This is a genomic window from Pseudoalteromonas sp. TAB23, assembly GCF_000498075.1.
In the GTDB taxonomy this organism is placed as follows: Bacteria; Pseudomonadota; Gammaproteobacteria; order Enterobacterales; family Alteromonadaceae; genus Pseudoalteromonas; species Pseudoalteromonas arctica.
The window spans coordinates 1-20147 of sequence record NZ_AUTP01000258.1; the positions used below are offsets into that span (position 1 = coordinate 1).

The window sequence follows — 20147 nt, forward strand, 5'->3', positions numbered from 1 at the left end:
TTAATGCCAGTCAGTTAACAGCTGACTGGCTTTTTTTATTGGGGTATTTACTGGGTTTTGGTTTCACACACCTCGGATACGCCCGCTCCCGTTTTATCGGCAATATGTGATGTTCAACTTGAGCTTGTAATTGCTCTATTGATTTAGGTATCCGTCCTGCATTTTCTATAAACATTGTATGAATAAGGTTAATAATACTAATAGCACACGTCGTAAAACTCAGGTGTTTTGCATATATTCCAGATTTTTTCTGCGCCATTTTCACCATCTGGTATCGGAGCAAGTTATAGCTCAACATTACGCCCCATAATTCTTGCGCTATCATCTCAGGTTTCTTGCTGCGTAGCGTAAAGTGACTATTCAGTAAGGTTTGTTTCATTTCTCGATAACCAAGTTCAATTTCCCACCGATCACTATAGAGGTCAACAATTTCAGCCTTAGGGAAACGCATTGGGTCTGTTAATGAAGTGAGTATATTCACCTCTTTCCCCTTAACCGTTTTTGTGACTAGCCTAACTTCAATGCTCTCTGGTAAATCGTCGAACTTTTTTCTCGCTTGTGCTGTTGCTTTTAGCTTGATGAGTTTGTCTTGACGACCTAGAGAGCGAACAATTTCATATTGCGTGCCTTTTCTCATCGGTTGAAGCCAATGCCTATTTACCCCAGCATGATGCCAACGATTGAGTAAGCCTAGAGAATAGAAGCCTCTATCAAATAACGTCAGTGAGTTATCGGGTGTTGCCTCGATTAAGTCTTCAGCCAACACCATTTCACTTGTACGACAACTATCAAAGGCGCTCCCCATTAATAAATGACTAGTTAACTCCATCAAACACACCATGCGAACCTGAGGGAAGGCCGTGTCACCATACTGATTTTTCCACATGGAGAATGCATGTTGATTTTCAGCAGTATCCGGTGTGCGCCAAATGACACCATCAACACCCAGTAGTGATAGCCCGCACCATGTGGGATGGTTCGCATCAGCATTCCACATTTGCTGACTTTGCTCAAAAACCTGTTTAACGGCATCAGCCCCAAGCCGCTGCCTAGCCTGTACAACCGCGCTGGGCGCAACGAGTTCTTTTTTACCTGGTAAAGCGAGCCCTAATTTACTGACAATACTCCACAGTGGGTCTTCACGATAAAACGACATACAAATGACTGTCCAAACGGCCATCTCAACAGGAAGCCTTCTTTTCCTTATCGTCGCGACACCTGCGGTTTCTGCGCATTGTTTGATAAACTCAGGGCATAAAAAATCACTCAGTTGACCTAAGCCTTCTGAATTGGGTGCGTAGCTATTGGCTAGAGAAAGTGCGGTAGTGAGTTGCAAAATAAAAGGCTCCTGAATAAATTCAGAAGCCTTTATAAACTAACCAGAAGATCGGTCAATGGATCGTTAAATATTTCTTAACTGATCGGCATTAACCGATTAGGTGGCTTTTTAATGCGAGTTGCTATTAAATCTATAATTAGATTTTAGTTAACCAGCCGTGCTTGTCTTCACTTTTACCCCATTGAATATCGTTCAATGCTTGGCGAAGGCGCGCAGTAGTTGGGCCTGGCTCGCCAGTACCTACTTTGTATTCTTTATCGTTATGAATAAATGTACCCACAGCAGTTAGTACAGCTGCAGTGCCCGAAAGCGCCGCTTCAGTACCTGGTTTAGCAGCACGCTCTAGTAGCTCAGTAACGCTAAAGTTACGCTCGCTTACCGTCATACCTAAATCTTTTGCAATGGTTAAAATACTATTACGCGTTACACCGTGTAAAAACGTGCTATCAAGCGCTTTAGTAATAATTTCGTTGCCATCAATAAGTATAAAGTTAGCAGCACCGGTTTCTTGTACGTCGCCACCTGGGCAAAATAAAATTTGATCTGCTTGATACTTAGTTCGTGCAGCACTAATAGGTGCTAGAGCACTGGCGTAGTTACCACCACTTTTTACCATACCCATGTGCGGAGCGCAGCGCATACCATCTTCTTCAAGTAATACACGCAGTGCAGTTGCACCACCGGCAAAGTAATCACCTACTGGCGATAGTAACGTGTATAAAAGTGAGCTCATTGATGGCGCAGCCGCTTTACCAATTGCAGCCTCAGTACCAATGTGCGTTGGGCGAATATACATAGAGCCCGGTGGTAATGGCGTTTCATCTGCGTATTCACGCATAATATCGATAATCATCGTTTTTAGCATATCACTGTCAAAACTCGGTAAGCTTAATAGCGCTGAGCTTTGTTGCATGCGTGCAATGTTTGCATCCATTCTAAAAAGATAAACAGAACCATCTTCATGGCGAAAGGCTTTTAAGCCTTCAAAACATGTACTTGAATAATGAAGAACGTGCGCACCAGCATGAAGTTCAAGTTTATCGGAAGGGACAATTGAGCTTTCGCTCCATTTATTATCAGAAAAACGAGCTTGAATCATCTGCGGCATAAACACGGTACCAAATGCGGCCATTTTAATCTCTCTTGTGTGGTCTATTTTCCTCCATTGTATGACAATCACACGCTATTTAACCATAGCTAAAGTAAGGCTTTTTTAATTAACTATGAGAAATTTTTGCAAGTGCTGTTTACTAATCAACCGTATTGAGTGCAATAAACAAAAAATCGGTCAGTGCAGTTACACAGACCGATTTTTTCATTCGTTAATTAAAACATGTTTATTTAAACGAATATCTAATAATACGTTTTAACACCGAGGTATACTGTTTAAAAAAACCACCCGTATGATAATCAACACCATGTTTTTTCAAAACAGCTTGTACTTGAGGTGCAACTTCTTGATAGCGCGAAGACGGCATATCAGGGAATAAATGATGCTCTATTTGGCAGCTCAAATGCCCTGTTAAAACATGAAACCAATGCGGCCCTTTAATATTAGACGAGCCCAGTACTTGGCGGTAATACCACTGCCCTTGGGTTTCGTTTACGCAGTCTTCTTGTTTAAAAGTTTGCGTTTCTTCAGTAAAGTGACCACAAAATATTATGGTCGATGTCCATAAATTACGGATTAAGTTGGCTACTAAATTACCGGCCAATACCCATAAAAATAAAGGCCCTGCAAGTAGCGGAAATATCGCATAATCTTTAATTAACTGGCGAGCGCCTTTACTAAAAAAGCGCTGCTTTAATGTAGAGTGTGATACAAGACCTTCACGGTTTTCTTTCTTTTTACCAATAAAAACACGCTCTGCAGCTAACTCGTGATACGACACGCCCCACTGAAATAACACACTTAAATTAATATACGTAAAAAACTGCCATACATTTTTAAAACGCCACTTAAAATCATCGCTTAAACGCAACAAGCCATAACCAAAGTCTCTGTCTTTACCAATAATATTAGTATATGTATGGTGCTCAAAGTTATGAACGCGGTGCCAACTTTGCCCGTCGCACGCTATGTCCCACTCATAATGTTGTGAGTTAAGTTGCTTGTCGTTCATCCAATCGTATTGACCATGCATTACATTGTGGCCAATTTCCATATTGTCTAAAATTTTAGCAAGCGCTAATAGCAACACACCTGCAACCCACAATAATGGCTGAATAAAGCCAAGCATTAGCAAAATTCGCCCGCTCCATTCACACACTCGCTGTTTGCGCACAACAGAGCGAATGTAGTCAGCATCTTGTTGGCCAACTTTGCCAAGGGTATCCATTTTAATGGCATCTAGCTCGCTCGCGAGCATGTCATAGTTAATGTTTTTCATAATTGTAACTCCAAATCACTAACAGGTTGGCTTACGCAAAGTTGGATTAATTGCTCGCCGTTGTCACTCAATTCACCTGTTTTTAAATTACGTACCACGCCTGACTTTTTAATACATTGGCATTGATGGCAAATACCAATACCGCAACCGCGTTTAACGGGTAGCTTTTTTTCTTCAAACTGAGTCAATAAAACATCGTTGCCCGATACAACATGGGCACTGGCGTTAATTTTTACATTAAATTGGCTGTCGTCGTTTAAGGTAGGCAGCGCCAAACCAAAGGCCTCTTGGTAGTAATTTAGCTTATGCGTTTTAGCAAAATCGCTCACCGTTTGCATAAATGCTGCAGGGCCACAGCAGTAAATGTCTGGGTTTTCCCACGGCTTAATATTGCTGGTTATATCGCTTGATTGCTCACGCGTTAATAATAAAAACGAAAAATGCTCAAATTGCGCCGCAAACTCACTCAGCTCATCAACACATTGATGCTCAGTAGCTTTTGCGTAATACACCAACGACACTTTTTGCGTAGTTTGGCTTAAGTAATCATCAAGCATAGCCAGCATAGGTGTTATACCCGACCCACCGGCAACAAAAGTAGCCGGTGTATGTGTATTTTTAAATACAAAGTCGCCGTTTGGCGCAGAAATATTGCACCATAAACCCGCTTTTAATGCACTGCTTAGTAAGCCTGTAAAGCGCCCTTGCACATTTGTTTTGATTAGTAAGCGCACTAACCCAGTATTTTTAAATTGCTGAGCGCTTGAAGCCACGGTAAAAACGCGTGTTAATAATCGCCCATTAATTTCAAGCGTTAAACTTATATGCTGCCCTGACGTATGCGCCTGCCATTGTTTGCTTGGCTTAAGCTGCACACTTAAAAAGCCACTATTAAGCACCGTCGTATTAACTACTTGCGCTCTAAACTGCCCTGCACGCCATGCAGGTTTAAATACCTGCATTATTGGCTCTATGTAGCCTGCAAAACTTTGATGGTGTAAAAACCATTTTGAAAATTGGTTTAATACTTTAATTATCATCACTATTAATCTCTTGGGTCGTAAAATACTTAACGTTTGAACTTACACGTGTACGCTCAAACTTCAGCGCACAAGTGTACGCTGAAATTTTTAATTTTCAACCCCAGTAGAGTAATTATTCAATTTTTTATTAGCGCTAGTTGCTAAAACAACTTTCTGTTAAAAGGTCATCGTATAAAATATAAGTGTGTGTGTTTTTCATTCAACTCAACGCTTAACAAATTTATTTATGCCATGTTAAGGTTATGTAAGATTGGATTAATTTTGGAAGCCATAATGATAAATTTAATGTCACATAACACACTCCCTAAACTAATAAGTGCAGGCCTAGCCATTGCTATATTTGCTACTAACGCACCCGCGCATGCAAAAAGCGATTACGTAAAAAACTATAAACAGGTCGATACTTTAGCGCTTAGCGTTAACGCAATAACAGCGGCAGAAGGTGTGGTTATACCTTGGGCTATTGAGCCTCTAGCTAATGGTGACTTGTTAATATCTGAGCGCAGTGGAGCGTTATTTTTATTACCTAAAAATACCACTAAATTAACTGAGGTCTCTGGGCTGCCCGACATTGACGCTAATGGCCAAGGTGGATTACTTGATTTATCACTACACACCGATAGTAAGCAAAACCAATGGCTATACTTTAGTTACTCAAGTAGTGAGGGCAAAGGAAGCGGCAGTAACACCGCCTTAATGCGCGCTAAGCTAAGTGACGATCACACGCAGTTATCTGATCAACAATTGCTATACAAAGGCGAGCATAACAGCACTAAAGGCCAGCACTACGGCAGNGTATTGTGTTTGATGATGAAGGTTATGTTTATTTTTCAATTGGCGATCGCGGCTCTCGCGACATAAACCCACAAGATCTCACCCGTGACGGCGGTAAAATTTATCGCTTACACGAAAATGGTAATATCCCAAGTGATAATCCGTTTGTTAAACAAAAAGATGCAAAGCATGCGGTATGGTCTTATGGGCACCGTAACCCACAAGGCATGTGGTTTGATAATCAAAATAATATTTTATGGTCTCACGAACACGGGCCACGCGGCGGCGATGAGCTTAATATAATAAAAAAAGGCGCTAACTACGGATGGCCTTTAGTAAGTTATGGCGTTAACTACAGCGGTACCAAGTTTACAGACCTTAAAGAAAAAGACGGCATGCAATCGCCCGTATTACATTGGACCCCTTCTATTGCCCCTTCCGATATGTTGTATGTAACGAGTGATAAATACCCAAAGCTTAAAGGTAAGCTATTATTAGCATCAATGAAATTTGCATTTATTAGCGCACTGGAACTCTCAAAGGGTAAGGTTGTTAAGCAATATAAAATACTCGATGGAATTGGCAGAGTACGCAGCCTAGCCCAAGGCAGCGATGGTTTTATTTATTTAGGTATTGATGGCCAAGGTATTAAACGCCTGGAGCCAGAAACGTAAACACTAGAACTAGCACACAGTACGTTAATAATTACACCGTGTTTACTTTGCGCTTTAAAAGCACAAAGTAAACATTTTCACCAAACAAAGAACTATTAAGCCCATTAATGCGTACACTAATTACATATAATTTAATAAATTAAGAGAATACTAATGTTTTCATTTTTAAAGCCTGACCCCGTAAAAAAACTGCGTAAAGAATACGACGTAAAGCTAGAGCAAGGCATGCAGGCACAAAGAAAAGGCGACATTAAAAGCTTTGCCATGTTAAGTGCAGAAGCCGAAAAAATTTGGAGTGAAATAGAAGCGCTAGAGGCTAAAAAAGCCAAATAATACCAATCGTGTTAAGTTATTAGACATTTATAGCGACGGATAAATAGAGTGATAACAAGGCATAAATTACGACATGTAGTTATTCTACATGAGAAATTTATAATGCCGTTAACGCTTTATTTAGCACGCTAGAAAGGCTAAATATTTAAGTCGATTGGTATAAACATCGTGTCTGCCCTGTTTTAAAAGAAGGAAGACGCGTTTAGTAAATAGCTCATAACCTCGTTTTTACAACTTCCACCATCCGTAAACCACCTTTTATAATATGCTTACACAAACAAGTGTACTTAAAGCGGTTACTTACGTTATTGCAGCCGTTTTTTAGTGAATATTAAATGATTTACAAGGTTGGCATTTTACGATTTATTGGTGTGTCAGCATCGGAAACAGCAATTCTTACAACAGGGCGAACGAGTTAGCGGGCTAGCCTGCTTAATAGAATCAATGAGTTAACCTGCTTAATTGATCAGGCTAGTAGCGACTGTGCATGGTGAAAATATCATTGCTTAACAGTTAAACATTAGGTTTAATATGGACATAATAAACGCTTAGTAGCGCAGGGATAGCTTAGATACGATATACACGTCAATGAAATTGGCTAGTATCGGTTAGATCATAAAAAGCCTTTCTTTATAAGTAAAGTCCATAGCATAAACAACACCAACTCTGACACACCGAGCAGGTAGCGCCTCAGTCCAACAAGCGATTATGCAACACAAACTGCGTGTTGCATAAATACTAAAGTGTTAGCTGTCTATCTCAGAGTATTATGGATATATAAGTATGATTTTATTACCAAGAGAAAGAAATAATATAGAAAATACGTTTGAAATTGTTAGTAATGTTAATCTTTCCCTTAAATATCAGATAAAAAAGATAAAAACAATATCTAAAGTCATTGAAGCTGAGTTAGATAAACCAAGAGATACTTGGTATGTGGACTCAGTTGATTTCGATTACAACATTGATTTTTTGATAAATGGGTTTTCTACTCTTATAGAGTATTATCATACTTGGGTTCTCCAACAATGTATTGGATTAATCAAGCCAGAATGTAAAATTAGTTATAAGGCTATAGATAAGAATAATGTTGAATTAATCGAACAATTGATGAAAAAGTATAAAGTTGGCATTACGAACTGTCCTGAGTTGTACTGCTTTGATTTCTATGAAAAATGTAAATCAAAATACATGTCGGCGATGACTCCATTTTTCATTGGAAAAAATCATGAGATTTTTGTGCTGAATAATTATATAAAACACAACCACATGGCGAGATCTTATGCACCGTTATCTATTTTAGATAATGAACATTTCTCTTTTCCTTATTTGTATATCGATGACAGCCGAGGTCGCTTGTTAAATCGTTCACTGTTTTGTCATTTATTAGACTTATCTGTAGATGACGTAATTAACGGATTTGATTCAGAGTTTTATGGGTCGTATGTGAGTAATAGTGAAGTAACCACCTACAAAATGGGTGGTTTAGATATAGTTGTGATTAATGGACTTGAATATGTAAAAGGTGGTAGATCTATAGGTATAAGCATAGAATCAATGCTTGAGACTATTAAGCATGCTTGTGTAGATATTTTAGATGTGATGTTAGAGGAACAACGTTGTTCTGGTATTACTGCTGGGACCGATATTGATCACTTTACTATGTTAAAATCTAGTTTTATGGAAAGAAAAGCTAAGACGATAAGAAATGTGATAAATAAAAACGACAGCTAATCGGAGGGTGTAACTAATTTTTAATTTTGTGTAACTGCCTATCATAATTTACTCTATCAAGAGTTTAAGGATTAGGCGATGAACAAAATTAACAAGACACCCATCCTAAATTTTGCACTTTTCGAAGTTAGAGGCTAGCCTTTATTTAGTGCAAAAAACAAGCAGGATGTAACGAAATTAGGTTGACACCCATCTTAATTACCTTGAACCTGGCTTCCTTTAGGTAAAAGCGGAACATTACAGCGAATAAAGGCATGAATAAATTGACCTTACGGGGTCAAACGAAAGTGAACACGCAATGGCAACTGTATTGCCTTGTTCATAATATAGAAAAGCTGCAAAACACGATGTATTAAGAAAGATAAGCCCTTTTACCCTAAATAAAAGCCACTAAAACACCCGCAATTTATTCCAAAACGACAATTAAAACAATACCAAACCAGCTTTTTATATTCTATGAAAAACACAGTAATAGATTGAACCCAAATAGGAACTCAGCTATGGTTGATTCATAAATAAAAAACGAGTTAATCTACAGGCTCGTTAGGCATCAAGGAAACTCCGTGAAGCAACCATACGAAAATGTATATATTGGTAATTTTATCTTTGCGCTTGGGTTCCAAGCTGCAAAAACAAATAATGGATTAAGTGATAAAGCAGTTCAACTTGTACAACAAACACCTGACGAGCAAAAACTAAATGATTTATTTGTAAATTGGTCAGGTAAAAGCTTCATTTTCGAATTTAAAAGAAACATCGAAAAAATAAGTACTGAACTTAAAAAAGATGCAAAAAAACTACTCAATAAATGCCTTAATAATCCAATAAATGAAAGGGCATTGACTCTAAGTAATAAGTCCCACTTTCTCGGATATGGTTTAGAAAGTGGATTAGGGTTTGTCCATTACAGTACTATTCATAATAAGATTGAACGATACTACCCGTTAGATAAGTTTTGCTCCGCTATTGTTGGTGGAGAACATGATTTAGGGCTAAATCATGAAGAACTTAAAGAGTATTTGTCATTTATTGAAACAGTCACTAAATCCACATCAGAAGGTTGTGGTGGATTTATATTAAATGTTTCCGATGATGGAGGGTTAAATATGGTGCCTTTTGACAATGTTAAAGTTTTATCTCAGACATTGGATATAAAACCGGAGCCACCTGCACCAAGACCCACAAGATCCTTTGGCATGGGAATGTAGCCCTAATCGGGTAGCCGGAGGTCTCTAACCTCCAGCCCCCACACCACTCATCATGTGGGTCCGCAACGGGCGGTTCATCTCCCATAATGAGTATTGATCCAAATATCTCTCAATGAAACTAAACCTTGTGACGCTAAATAGTCATTGCCTACCGCAATGTTAATTCCTTTTGTTTTTGAGCTTCGACAAGGGCCTTTGCTGGTGATACCACAGGCTATGCGAGTCGTTCGCTAACACCCAGCTTTATTAAACTGCGTACTTTCGTGCGCGCTATTCCTTTGGAAAGAGCGCCATTGCCGCCAGNCTACGGCGGATCCAATGATCTAAATCCACCGTTAACTGATAAGCGTTGGCTATTAGGTAATAGTGTCCCCAGCCACGTAAATACTGCGTGAGTTTATGGATTTGTAATTAGAATCTAGGTGGATTGACTTTATTTATTTGGAGTAGCTGTCTAGTTTAAGCTTGTTATACAAAAAGATGCAAAACATGCGGTATGGTCTTATGGGCATCGTAACCCTCAATGGAGAATTATAGTGACACCCATCCTAAATTTCTTCTTTCGTAATACGCAACTAAAAAATTGAACTTTTTAGTCACAATAGTAAATTTACTATCACAGCTTTGTTTATTTAATTTAAGTAGACGACTAATTGAGTTTGTAATATATAAGGCATTTACATAATAAAACATTAACTATAAACTAAATTATCAAGGAATTAGATGCGACTATAATTTGTTAGATCCAAAAAATAGCCCAAAAGATTGGGAAAACTACTTCAAAGACATTGTCAGGCTTCATTATTTACCCGCTAATTACAGAGATGTGCCGGATAAGCATATAGGTGATTTCGGTATCGAATGTTTTAGTTTATCTGGACATGTTTTTCAATGTTACTTGCCAGAACAAACCTCAGATGTAAAAAAATTAGTTGAAGCTCAGCGAAAAAAAATTAATGCAGACATTAAAAAATTTACACATACCAATGTTGATGAGCTTAAAAAATTATTTGGTCAAAGAGTTATGGATCGTTGGATTTTAGCAACTTCAGCTAATGACTCTGCGGCTCTAGCACAGTTTTGCGCTCAAAAATCTATAGAAGTTAGAGAGTTAGGGCTTTCTTATGTCAGTGATGATTTTGAAATATTAGTGCATACGGAATATGACTACCCTAATGAAGTTAGCCATTTAAGAAAAGAGGCTTACCAAATAGCTTTTGATTTTAATAGCGCTAGTGTTGGTGATGCGGCTTCCTGGATTAGCGACAATATTGATTTTTTAGCTAAGCTTGATTTAAAGCTGCCAAAAATAGAAGAAAACCAAGATAGAATGCTCCATATTAAAGGATATATAATACAAAAGTATTTAGACTATCAGAACTTAATGGATCAACTTAAATTAGAATGGAGTGATATTTATGGATCCGTTTCTAATTGTATTCAAGATAGAGAAGATAGCTTAATAGAGCGTTTTATTATTGAAACTGATGATATTTTACCTGGGCAAGTAATTAAAGATGAAATGCTAAAGCTTCATAACAATATAATTGAAGAAGTAAAATCTTTTAAAGGTGCCGATTTAGAGAAAATTAAATGGGGGGTTATTGCTGATTGGTTAATTAGATGCCCTTTGGATTTTTAAATGGATATTAATCAAATACTAGATAAACCCTTTACATTTACCCGTCGTCAAAAGCTAATTCCTAGCGACTTAAGGCCTATTTGGAAAGCCTCATTAGTTCTTTTAATCTTCGGTATTTTGAATAAAAAAAACAAATGCAGCTTAAAAAAGGTACATATCGCTAATTGGATAAGTAAGAGTGAAAGTCACTTGGATGATTTCCTTTATTGGATTAACGATACAAGTGGTATTAGACCTGATATTAGAATGGAACCTGCGCTAGATAGAGTATTGGAAATGTTGGTTGGTGACGCTTTACTGATTAAATCAAATGGTAGGCTTGAAATAACTGAAAGTGGATATAATGTCTTTAATAAATTGAATGAATCGGCAACATTTGAAGTTGAAAAAAAATATTTTATGGCTGTCAAAAAATATATGACGGAAGCCAATGTTGAACGTATTTTCAAGGTGGTTTAGTAATGGCATTATCAATATCTAGATTAAAAATTATAGCAAAAACAATCGATGGTGATTATGGCGTAGATATACCTTTTGAAAAAGGACTGTTTATTCTTAGGTTAGATAATTCACATGGAAAATCTACGTGTATTAACGCTATTGCTTATGCATTAGGTATGGAGAAATCTTTAGGTTTGGGGAGTGCTAAGTTACCTTTCCCTCCATCATTAACTAAAGCTATTGAAGATAAAAATGGTAGTGAGCATTTAATTATTAAATCCTCTGTACTATTAGAAATAGAAAATAAATCAGGTGATGTAAGTACTTTATCAAGACAAATAATTGGATCTGATGAAGAGAACATTATACATCAATACGACTCAAAAATTGATGAGATAAATCAACATTCACACCAAAAATTATTTTTGCATAGAGAAGGTGATACAACTAGACCATTAGGCTTTTTTAAATGGTTGGATACTTTTATTAGTTGGAATCTTCCGTTGGTGCCAAATTTTGACGGTAAGGAAATTCCACTTTATCCGTCTACATTTTTCCCTACGTGGTTTATCGAACAAAAAAAGGGCTGGTCATCAATTCAATCAACTACACCTACATTTTTAAAAATCAAAGAAGTAAAAAAAAGAGCCTTAGAATTCATTTTAAACCTTGATGTTAATGATAATGTTAAGAAAAGGGCAAAATTAAAAGTTGATATTGATTACGCGTTAAATACATGGCGAATAACATATAAAAAGTCTGAGTTATTAGCAGCTAGAGTGTTAGGGCAAATTCGAGGTGTTACAGAGCTACCTGAAGCAAAGTTTGATCAATATAAAGTCGATATTTCTGTTAAAAACAACGATAAGTGGCTTTCTATTCAAGATGTCGCTGAAACTGTTGAAAATGAATTGTTCGAATTTAATAAAAAAATAGAAACTATCAGTTCAACATTAGATGATAATGTTCAAGACAAAATAGATAGAAAAGAACTTAAATTGAGAGAGTTTGATGGCAAATATACTGAATTAGATACTGAAATTTCCTTTTTAAATCAACAAATTTATTCAACGGAAATCCGTATATCGAGCCTTATTGAAGATCAACGGAAATATGAAGATTTAAAAAAAGTTGGTGAACTAAATGTTTTTGGTAATACGAAACTAAATGATGCAGACTGCCCAACGTGTGGTCAAGAGTATTCTCAAAACCTTATCGATTTAGATTCGTCGTCTTCTGTTATGAGTGTTGATGAAAGTCTTGAATTTATTAAGCAACAAATTAAAGCATTCAAAAATGTATCAGACAGTTATAAATTTCAAAAAAGAACGAAATCTGTTGAGCTAGGTTCAATTAAATCAAATTTAAATGAAATAAGAAAATCCTTGCGTAAACTTAGAGAGTCAGTAGTTCAGCCTGACATCTCTCTTTATGAAGAGAATTTAAGATATAAAATTAAATTAGAAAATGACGTTGAATTATATAAAGATACTATTAAGTCTTTAGTCGAACTTAGGCTTGAATTAGATGCAATATATCGGAAGCACTCATCTTTATGTAAGCAGCGACGAAACTTACCTGAAAGTGTTTTATCTCCAGAAGATACTAAAAAAATTAAAACATTAGAGACTTACTTAAGAAGTCTCTTAACCGATTATGGCTTTTCAAGTTTTAAGCCTGAGAAGCTTGATATATCGAGAGAAACTTATTTACCTACTCGTGAAGGGTTTGATATTGGTTTTGATACATCGGCAAGTGATGGGATCAGAATTATTTGGAGTTATTTACTAAGTTTATTTAAGTTAAGTAACGAATTTGATACTAATCATCCGAAACTAGTAGTTTTTGATGAACCTCGTCAACAAGAAGCTAATAAGTTTAGTTTTACTACTTTACTTAAGTCAGCATCGGATATTTGTAATAATGGAGGGCAAGTCATACTTGCAACATCTGAAGAATCTTCCGTTATTATAGAGTCATTACAAGGTGTTAATTTCAACATGTTCTCGTCTGAAAAAGAAGACGGTAAGATCATTCGAAAACTTAAGATAAAATAAAAATTTAATTTTTATTTTATCTATTAAACTATGTGTTAAAGCACATTGAGTTATCAATAGCCGATTGCATCACGCTTTTAGGAATGCCTTTGGCCCAATAGCTATTAGCAATAAAGTTATAAATAACGCTAAAATTAAGTTTGCTTTTGTCTGTGCTTATTGAGTAATCACTAGTGTTTACTGTCATACGTTAGTAGTCTTTTTTACCAATGCTTTTATAAGCGTTTATATAACTTTTTCTATAAATAATCTTTAACGTTTTTTAGCTGTTTGTCGTGTACTCTTGAAAGCACTAACAATGAGCAAATAGCCCCAAATAACGCCAGTCCCATATCTGATTGGGTATCCCACACGTAACCTTGCGTGCCTAAAAATGCTTCTGCGTTTTCGCCGCTTAATACTGCAACCCACCATTCTATTAATTCGTAAAACGCGCTAAATGCCAAACATACCGAAATAACAAAGGCGATTAACCAGCCTCGACCATTTACTACTTTTTTGCGCAGTAAAATTTCGCGTGCTAGTAGTGCAGGTACAAACCCTTGAAAAAAGTGCCCTACTTTGTCGTAGTTATTACGCTCGCTACCAAATAGGTTATCGAACAAAGGGACTTCGGCGTAGGTGTAATGCCCGCCAATCATCAGCACTATGCAATGCGCTAAAATAAATGTATATAAAATAGGAGTAAGTTTAAAGTGGCTATAGGTACTTGCTAGCAGCACTAAACCAATAATTGCGGGGATAACTTCAAGCAGCCATGTAAATTGATCTTTTGGGTTAATACCAGACCAAATTAATACAATAAAAAACAGGCTCAGCCATAAATACTTCATTTAGAATCCTTTTCTAAATTGATCAAATTTACGGCATTTTACGCCTTTGAAATAAACGACGCTACCTATAGTTTGTTTTTGCAGTAATGCGATTAAACAAAGTAGGAAAAAAGCGCTTAATTGTGGGCGCCCAACCACTTAAACCTTTGCCAATAATCACTTCGTCTTTTTTATTACTAATGGCACGAATCATTTTTGAAGCAGCTACGCTTACATCCATGCCATTTTCTATCGACTCTTCTGGTTTATTTTGCGCTATGCCTTGCTCGTTTAGTGAGTTATGCGCAATTGCTGTTTTAATAGAGCCTGGGCAAATTGTTAAACAATGAATGTTATGTTGTGCTACTTCTGCACGTAGGCAATCCATAAAACCAACCACCGCATATTTAGAACCCGAATAACCTGTTCTAAATTTTGAACCAACTTTACCCGCCACACTACTAATAGACACAATTGAGCCACTGTGCCTTGCCACCATAGCAGGCAATACAGCTTTAGTAAGTGCAATTAAACCAAAGTAATTAACCTCCATTAATTGGCGGTACACGTTAAAATCGTTTTCTAAAAATAAACTGCGCTGCGATACGCCGCCGTTATTAATTAAAATATCAATTGCAGGAAGCTCGCTCATTTTTGCTGTTATTGTACTCAGTACATGCTCTGGCTCGGCTAAGTCCAGCGGCATAACTAAGTGCCCTTCGCCTTTAAGCGTTGCTTTTAAATCGTTTAGTTTATCTACATTGCGCGCCGATAAAATAACGCGCGCTCCAAGCTCGGCAAATTGTATAGCAAGCTCTTTACCAATACCTGACGATGCCCCGGTGATCCACACGGTTTTATTATTATATTGCATGCGTTATCTGCCCTTTTATTGTTATTTATTAGGTTTTATAAAGGTACTTAGTAAAGTATTTTATGCCTTTGTAGGACCTGCTATCGCGTTTACTTCATCTTCTAATGTTTTGTAAAAGCCCATTAAAAATAGTAGTTCAACAGTTACGTACAAAGGGCCAATAATTAAACCAATTAGGTCATCTACAAACGCCGGTTTTTTACCTTCGTAATAGTGCCCAATAAACTGTAATACCCAGCCAAATACAAACACACCTACGCCAATACTCAACCACGGCCAAAACGCCATTGCCGCAATAGGCTGAGCACCAACAAGGAGTAAAGTGAATATCACGGCCATAATAAAGCCAAGCGAAAAGCTCAGCATAAAATAATAAACAACCGACGCTAATACAAAAAGTTGTGCGCCATCAATTACAAAGCTACCAAGGGGGATTTGAATACGCGCTAGTAAACACAACGCTGCAAATACAATCAGCGGAATACCAATAAAGTGCGTTAGTACATTACGCTTAGAACGATGATACAAACCATATTTACCAAGTTGCTGTTGAAGTGTTTTCATTGTTTTGCCTTTATTTTTATATATAAAACTTACTTTAGCAAAAGTAAGCACAGCAACAATGTCAGGTATCCGACATTTTGTAAATTAAACAAATGCAGAAATTATTTTACCCGGCTCATGCTCACCTTTCATATCCGTTCGCTCGCGCCCTTTTTGATACTCTTGCTCAAGCATTTTTTGAAGTTCCTCTATTTTATCAGCAATTGCGCTAGGGTCTGCGCCCTCACTTTGCTGTTCTTTAATGAGCTCTTCTATTGTCGCTTTTAGCTCGTCTATTTTTTTTTGTTTACACCTAAGCGCTGATAAACCAGCGCTTCTTGGGCACTTTCTAAAAACGTTTGATCTTTAGGCGTTGAGCTTATGCCTTTAACACCATTTGGTTTTTCATTAGGGAGGGTATTAGTTGCCGCAACTTCGCTTGAACCTGCCGCTTTATTTACTGTTGGAGAGTTATAATTACTATATTGATTTTTAAAGGTTATTGTAGTCATTAGCTCAAATCCATTGTTGCATTACATTATCTGTAGCAATTTTGGTTCCAACTAAATAAAGCAGCCTCTATTTAAGCTTGTGTAGCACGAGCCTGTAACTTTTCTTTATCTAAAACAGTTATGCGTTGATACCCCAAACTAATAGCTTGTATGCTAACAAGCTGTTGCAGTATTTGATTAATAGTTTGGCGCGTTAGGTAGGTCATATCAGCAAGTTGCTGCTGAGATAAAACAAGCGGTGTTAAGTGCTCTGTATGTTCGCTAAGCATTAAAAGTCGATTGCATACTTTTTGCTCAGCGCTTAGTAATGCGTGATCTTCCATTGAGGTAAACATTAGGCGTAACTTTTGTGCCAGCAATAAACCAAACTCTTGCCAATATTGTGGCTGTTCGTTTAATAGCTGTTCAAGCGCGCGTTGGGGCACGTAAAAAAGCACAACATCAGTTTGTGCATATACATCGTGAGTGCGCAGGCCACCATCAAACAAGGTAACTTCGCCAAACCACAGTGATGAATCAATAAAACTGAGTACGGCTTCTTTGCCTTCGTTACTTACGCCACTAATACGCACCACGCCGCTAAGCACTGCATAAATTCCATCGTGCTTATCACCTCGCAAAAATAATGACTGCTGAGCTTTAAGCGAGAGCGTTTTGCCCTGCGTTAATAAAAAGCTTTTTAAATAAGCGCTGCGGCTTTTAAACCAATGCCCTTGCTCTATAACGTTTTGCTGCTGTGGAGTCATTATTTACTGCATTTGCTTATTAAATGGCTGTTTTTCGATAACCAATTTTTTAGGGAAATTTAAATCGGTTGCTATAACAAAATCATCGTAAGGATCATTACCCGAAAACAGCTCAGTTATTAATGTATCGTTTTTATAAACATTAACGGTTACACCGCTGCCCATACCGCCTGAGTTAATAATATAATAATGATATTCGCCGTTACTAAAAAATAAAATACTCTCGCCAATACGCCCTACTTGCCTGTAGTAACTACCAAATGGTGCATCTGGTGTAGCTTCTTTTTCAAGCCCTATATCATTAACTCTACCAAATCGATAACTAAGCGATGAGTCATCTTTTGCAACACAAATAGAAAGCACTTTATCGGTAGGCTCTAACTTGTAGGCTGTACTTTCATCTGGGTTACGCACAACTTTATGCATTTTTGCGTTAATGTAGGCTGCTTCATTACTTTTACAATGTGTTGCAAGCATACCGACCACTAAGGCGGGTTCGTTTGTTTGAGCTGCTGGAGGTGTGTTTACTTTGAGATCAGTGGGTAAGTTACTTGCATTACTATTTAGCTGAGGGCTATCTTGCATTGCCATGCTTTGGTCGTCACAACCAAACAGTGCAAACAAGAAGAAAGAATAAAAGCTCGCTAAAAATTTAATGCGCATAATAAAATCCATCTATGAGAGAGCCTTTAAAATAGCGATAAAACTAGCGACCCGCAACACTCTTATGCGCAATACTTTATAAGTTTATTTTTAAACCATCTTCTGCAAAAACTACGTTACTTTTTAGTGATTTAATTAACGATTTTTTAAACAATTGCTGATTTTTTAATGACCGATTCATAAAATGAGATAGAACCGCCGCTTGATGCGTTTGCATCAATAGCGTTGTACATAATCACTACATCGGCATTTTCGCTAAGTTAGCAAATGTACCTATTTTTTAGTTGAGTGACCAACGGCCAATTTATTAATTTTAGCTTGTATTAAAAGCAGATTTAAACACCTTATAAAAGTGTGTAAATAACTAAATTAATCAATAATTGGTTTTCTTATAATAAAATGTTGTTACAGCACTATTTCAAACAGTTTTTTATAACCACCTGTAATTTATAATTTAAATAAAATTAAATCTAAAAAACATACATTTTAAAAACAATTTAGTCTCATTTTATTAAAACAATAGTTGACCCTATATAAAATTTAAACTAGCATTTCTGGAAGCGCTTCCACAAAACTCAGTTAAATGAACTTTTCTGGAAGCGCTTCCATACATTTGACAATGTTTATAATTACACAATAACAGCCCCATACAGCTGTTAATAATAATGATAAAAGTGCGAGGGAAACCGAATGTCCAACCATATTGTAAGAAAAACAAAGATAGCGACCAGCCTATCTCTGATTTTAGGCGCATCAATCTCTTTACCTGTATATGCACAAGAAGCAAATACAGATGTTGAAGTAATTCAAGTTACTGGTTTTAAAAGTAGTATTAAAGAGTCTACTCGTTTAAAACGCGACGCCGCGGGTGTTGTAGATGCTATATCAGCTGAAGATATTGGTAAATTCCCCGATACCAACTTAGCCGAGTCGCTACAGCGTATTACTGGTGTGTCGATTGATCGCTCAAATGGTGAAGGCTCTAAAGTAACAGTTCGTGGTTTTGGCCCCGACTACAATATGGTAACCCTAAACGGACGTACTATGCCGGCAGCTTCATTGCCTTCAGGCGGCGGTACACCCAGCTCTCGTGCTTTTGATTTTGCAAACTTAGCGTCTGATAGCGTTAAATCGGTTGAAGTATATAAAACGGGTAAAGCAAGCATTGCATCAGGTGGTATTGGCGCAACAATTAATATTAATACGGCTCGCCCGCTCGACAATCCTGGTTTTGTTTCAAGCATTGGCGTAAAAGCATTACACGATTCAACAAACCGCGTTGGTGATGACATAACACCAGAGCTTTCGGGCTTAATTAGCTGGACCGACAGTGAAGCTAAATTTGGTGCCTCGTTAACTGCAAGCATGCAACAGCGCGATAGCTCATCAACAGGTGCGTTTGTAAATCAATGGAATACATCTGCTTTTGACGGCACAATCCCACAAGCAGCAGACGATATTGTTTTAACTAATGCACCCGCTGTTGGCCAGCTTTATTCAATGCCATCAGATTTGCGCTACACCATTGCCGACAGAGAACGTACTCGTACAAACGCGCAATTAACGCTGCAGTACAGCCCAATTGACGATTTAACAGCCACGCTTGATTACACGTATTCTAAGCAAGATTTGTTCGAAGCCCGTGCTGAGCAATCAATATGGATGGATAACTACAAAAGCGCGCTAACGTTTGACGATAACACGGTAAAAACCCCTATTTACTACCGAGAAGAACGTCGCGATCAGCAAACACGCGATTTAGGTTTAGCGTTTCAAGAGCTAAACCAAGTTAACCAAAACGACTCTATTGGTTTAAACGTTGAGTACTATTTCAACTCAGAATTGAGCTTTATGTTTGATGCGCACAATTCAAAAGCCACTAGCAAACCAGATGCACCTTACGGCAGCTGGGTAAACGCAGGCTTGGGCGCAAACGTAGTTAACGCACAAGAAGTTGATTTTAGCCGCGAACTTCCATCAATGAGTATCGATTTTGATGATTGCCGCCGAGACAACCTAAATTGTAATAACACGTTAGATGCCTCTGATGTGGGTACGTCTATTTTAGATTCTAACTTTGCTCGCCAAGAGTCTGAAATAACAGAATTTAGAATCCATGGTAAATACGAAATTGAAAACGGTGCAATTGACTTTGGTATAGAGTCTCGCTCTATGGAAAGCCATTCACTGCAATCACTTACACGTAATACAATGGGTAACTGGGGTATCGAAAACCCAGGCGAACTACCTGATGGCTACCTAAATCCTACAAACTTTTTAGCTGAGTTTGACGACTACGATACATCGGGCTCGTTCAACCAAGGTTATACCGGCAGCGCATCGCAAATTGGTTACTGGGCAG

Annotated in this window: 18 protein-coding genes and 2 pseudogenes; 9 read left to right on the plus strand and 11 right to left on the minus strand. The window is 37.5% G+C overall.

The genetic code is table 11. The features are described from left to right. Nucleotides 1-10 precede the first annotated feature (10 nt). From L654_RS0115475 to L654_RS0115490, 4 genes are all read right to left on the minus strand, one after another. Nucleotides 11-1336 carry an IS4 family transposase gene (locus L654_RS0115475; protein WP_024607224.1) on the minus strand — a complete coding sequence of 442 codons (1326 nt, stop codon included), beginning with the start codon at nucleotides 1334-1336 and terminating at the stop codon, nucleotides 11-13. A gap of 139 nt (nucleotides 1337-1475) precedes the next feature. Beyond that, complete coding sequence (locus L654_RS0115480) at nucleotides 1476-2477, minus strand: branched-chain amino acid aminotransferase (protein ID WP_257983256.1); 1002 nt, start codon at nucleotides 2475-2477, stop codon at nucleotides 1476-1478. A 199-nt stretch (nucleotides 2478-2676) separates the two neighbouring features. Beyond that, entirely contained in the window at nucleotides 2677-3729 is a 1053-nt protein-coding gene (locus L654_RS0115485; protein ID WP_024608370.1) for an acyl-CoA desaturase, read from the minus strand. Beyond that, complete coding sequence (locus L654_RS0115490) at nucleotides 3726-4769, minus strand: iron-sulfur cluster-binding domain-containing protein (protein WP_024608371.1); 1044 nt, start codon at nucleotides 4767-4769, stop codon at nucleotides 3726-3728. The genes L654_RS0115485 and L654_RS0115490 overlap by 4 nt, the downstream gene beginning before the upstream one ends. A gap of 276 nt (nucleotides 4770-5045) precedes the next feature. Here L654_RS0115490 and L654_RS01000000126185 point away from each other — a divergent pair. The 8 genes and pseudogenes from L654_RS01000000126185 (at nucleotide 5046) to L654_RS0115525 (ending at nucleotide 13635) form a co-directional block, all read left to right on the plus strand. Continuing rightward, a pseudogene (locus tag L654_RS01000000126185) lies at nucleotides 5046-6220 on the plus strand (PQQ-dependent sugar dehydrogenase). Nucleotides 6221-6373: 153 nt separating this feature from the next. Next, a complete protein-coding gene (locus L654_RS0115500; protein ID WP_024608372.1) occupies nucleotides 6374-6553 on the plus strand; it encodes a DUF6435 family protein in 180 nt (59 codons plus the stop codon). 783 nt (nucleotides 6554-7336) lie between these two features. Then, complete coding sequence (locus L654_RS0115505; protein ID WP_024608373.1) at nucleotides 7337-8287, plus strand: hypothetical protein; 951 nt, start codon at nucleotides 7337-7339, stop codon at nucleotides 8285-8287. A 254-nt stretch (nucleotides 8288-8541) separates the two neighbouring features. Continuing rightward, complete coding sequence (locus tag L654_RS1000000127345; protein WP_076915516.1) at nucleotides 8542-8643, plus strand: transposase; 102 nt, start codon at nucleotides 8542-8544, stop codon at nucleotides 8641-8643. Nucleotides 8644-8850: 207 nt separating this feature from the next. Further along, a complete protein-coding gene (locus tag L654_RS0115510) occupies nucleotides 8851-9495 on the plus strand; it encodes a hypothetical protein (protein ID WP_024608374.1) in 645 nt (214 codons plus the stop codon). A 736-nt stretch (nucleotides 9496-10231) separates the two neighbouring features. Beyond that, entirely contained in the window at nucleotides 10232-11137 is a 906-nt protein-coding gene (locus tag L654_RS0115515) for a hypothetical protein (protein WP_024608375.1), read from the plus strand. Next, nucleotides 11138-11596 carry a hypothetical protein gene (locus L654_RS0115520; RefSeq protein ID WP_024608376.1) on the plus strand — a complete coding sequence of 153 codons (459 nt, stop codon included), beginning with the start codon at nucleotides 11138-11140 and terminating at the stop codon, nucleotides 11594-11596. 2 nt (nucleotides 11597-11598) lie between these two features. Beyond that, on the plus strand, nucleotides 11599-13635 hold the full coding sequence (locus tag L654_RS0115525) for a hypothetical protein (RefSeq protein ID WP_024608377.1): 2037 nt from the start codon (nucleotides 11599-11601) through the stop codon (nucleotides 13633-13635). A gap of 28 nt (nucleotides 13636-13663) precedes the next feature. Here the strand turns inward: L654_RS0115525 and L654_RS1000000127355 are convergent, their stop codons facing one another. The 7 genes and pseudogenes from L654_RS1000000127355 to L654_RS0115560 all read right to left on the minus strand — a co-directional run bounded on the left by L654_RS1000000127355 (nucleotide 13664) and on the right by L654_RS0115560 (nucleotide 17785). Next, a complete protein-coding gene (locus tag L654_RS1000000127355; RefSeq protein WP_225305759.1) occupies nucleotides 13664-13822 on the minus strand; it encodes a hypothetical protein in 159 nt (52 codons plus the stop codon). 52 nt (nucleotides 13823-13874) lie between these two features. After that, on the minus strand, nucleotides 13875-14468 hold the full coding sequence (locus tag L654_RS0115535) for a DUF2238 domain-containing protein (protein WP_024608378.1): 594 nt from the start codon (nucleotides 14466-14468) through the stop codon (nucleotides 13875-13877). Between the two features lie 61 nt (nucleotides 14469-14529). Beyond that, the gene (locus tag L654_RS0115540) at nucleotides 14530-15321 is read right to left on the minus strand and encodes an SDR family oxidoreductase (protein WP_024608379.1); all 792 of its coding nucleotides are present in this window, start codon (nucleotides 15319-15321) and stop codon (nucleotides 14530-14532) included. 60 nt (nucleotides 15322-15381) lie between these two features. Then, nucleotides 15382-15885, minus strand: a complete 504-nt coding sequence (locus L654_RS0115545; RefSeq protein WP_002961846.1) for an Mpo1-like protein — start codon at nucleotides 15883-15885, stop codon at nucleotides 15382-15384. Between the two features lie 84 nt (nucleotides 15886-15969). Continuing rightward, nucleotides 15970-16376: pseudogene (locus L654_RS01000000126190) on the minus strand (hypothetical protein). 71 nt (nucleotides 16377-16447) lie between these two features. Then, nucleotides 16448-17122, minus strand: a complete 675-nt coding sequence (locus tag L654_RS0115555; RefSeq protein WP_024608380.1) for a Crp/Fnr family transcriptional regulator — start codon at nucleotides 17120-17122, stop codon at nucleotides 16448-16450. A gap of 3 nt (nucleotides 17123-17125) precedes the next feature. Continuing rightward, complete coding sequence (locus tag L654_RS0115560; protein ID WP_225305760.1) at nucleotides 17126-17785, minus strand: hypothetical protein; 660 nt, start codon at nucleotides 17783-17785, stop codon at nucleotides 17126-17128. A gap of 690 nt (nucleotides 17786-18475) precedes the next feature. On the opposite strand from L654_RS0115560, the gene L654_RS0115570 reads away from it, so the two are divergent. Next, on the plus strand, nucleotides 18476-20147 hold a 1672-nt coding region (locus L654_RS0115570; protein ID WP_024608382.1), incomplete at its 3' end, for a TonB-dependent receptor.

Bases quoted from the DNA above. Each gene is read 5' to 3' on its own strand.
- L654_RS0115520 (WP_024608376.1), top strand. From the start codon at position 11,138: ATGGATATTAATCAAATACTAGATAAACCCTTTACATTTACCCGTCGT.
- L654_RS0115525 (WP_024608377.1), top strand. From the start codon at position 11,599: ATGGCATTATCAATATCTAGATTAAAAATTATAGCAAAAACAATCGAT.
- L654_RS0115535 (WP_024608378.1), bottom strand. From the start codon at position 14,468: ATGAAGTATTTATGGCTGAGCCTGTTTTTTATTGTATTAATTTGGTCT.
- L654_RS0115485 (WP_024608370.1), bottom strand. From the start codon at position 3,729: ATGAAAAACATTAACTATGACATGCTCGCGAGCGAGCTAGATGCCATT.
- L654_RS0115555 (WP_024608380.1), bottom strand. From the start codon at position 17,122: ATGACTCCACAGCAGCAAAACGTTATAGAGCAAGGGCATTGGTTTAAA.
- L654_RS1000000127355 (WP_225305759.1), bottom strand. From the start codon at position 13,822: ATGACAGTAAACACTAGTGATTACTCAATAAGCACAGACAAAAGCAAA.
- L654_RS0115500 (WP_024608372.1), top strand. From the start codon at position 6,374: ATGTTTTCATTTTTAAAGCCTGACCCCGTAAAAAAACTGCGTAAAGAA.
- L654_RS0115540 (WP_024608379.1), bottom strand. From the start codon at position 15,321: ATGCAATATAATAATAAAACCGTGTGGATCACCGGGGCATCGTCAGGT.
- L654_RS0115505 (WP_024608373.1), top strand. From the start codon at position 7,337: ATGATTTTATTACCAAGAGAAAGAAATAATATAGAAAATACGTTTGAA.
- L654_RS1000000127345 (WP_076915516.1), top strand. From the start codon at position 8,542: ATGAATAAATTGACCTTACGGGGTCAAACGAAAGTGAACACGCAATGG.
- L654_RS0115560 (WP_225305760.1), bottom strand. From the start codon at position 17,785: ATGCGCATTAAATTTTTAGCGAGCTTTTATTCTTTCTTCTTGTTTGCA.
- L654_RS0115490 (WP_024608371.1), bottom strand. From the start codon at position 4,769: ATGATAATTAAAGTATTAAACCAATTTTCAAAATGGTTTTTACACCAT.
- L654_RS0115545 (WP_002961846.1), bottom strand. From the start codon at position 15,885: ATGAAAACACTTCAACAGCAACTTGGTAAATATGGTTTGTATCATCGT.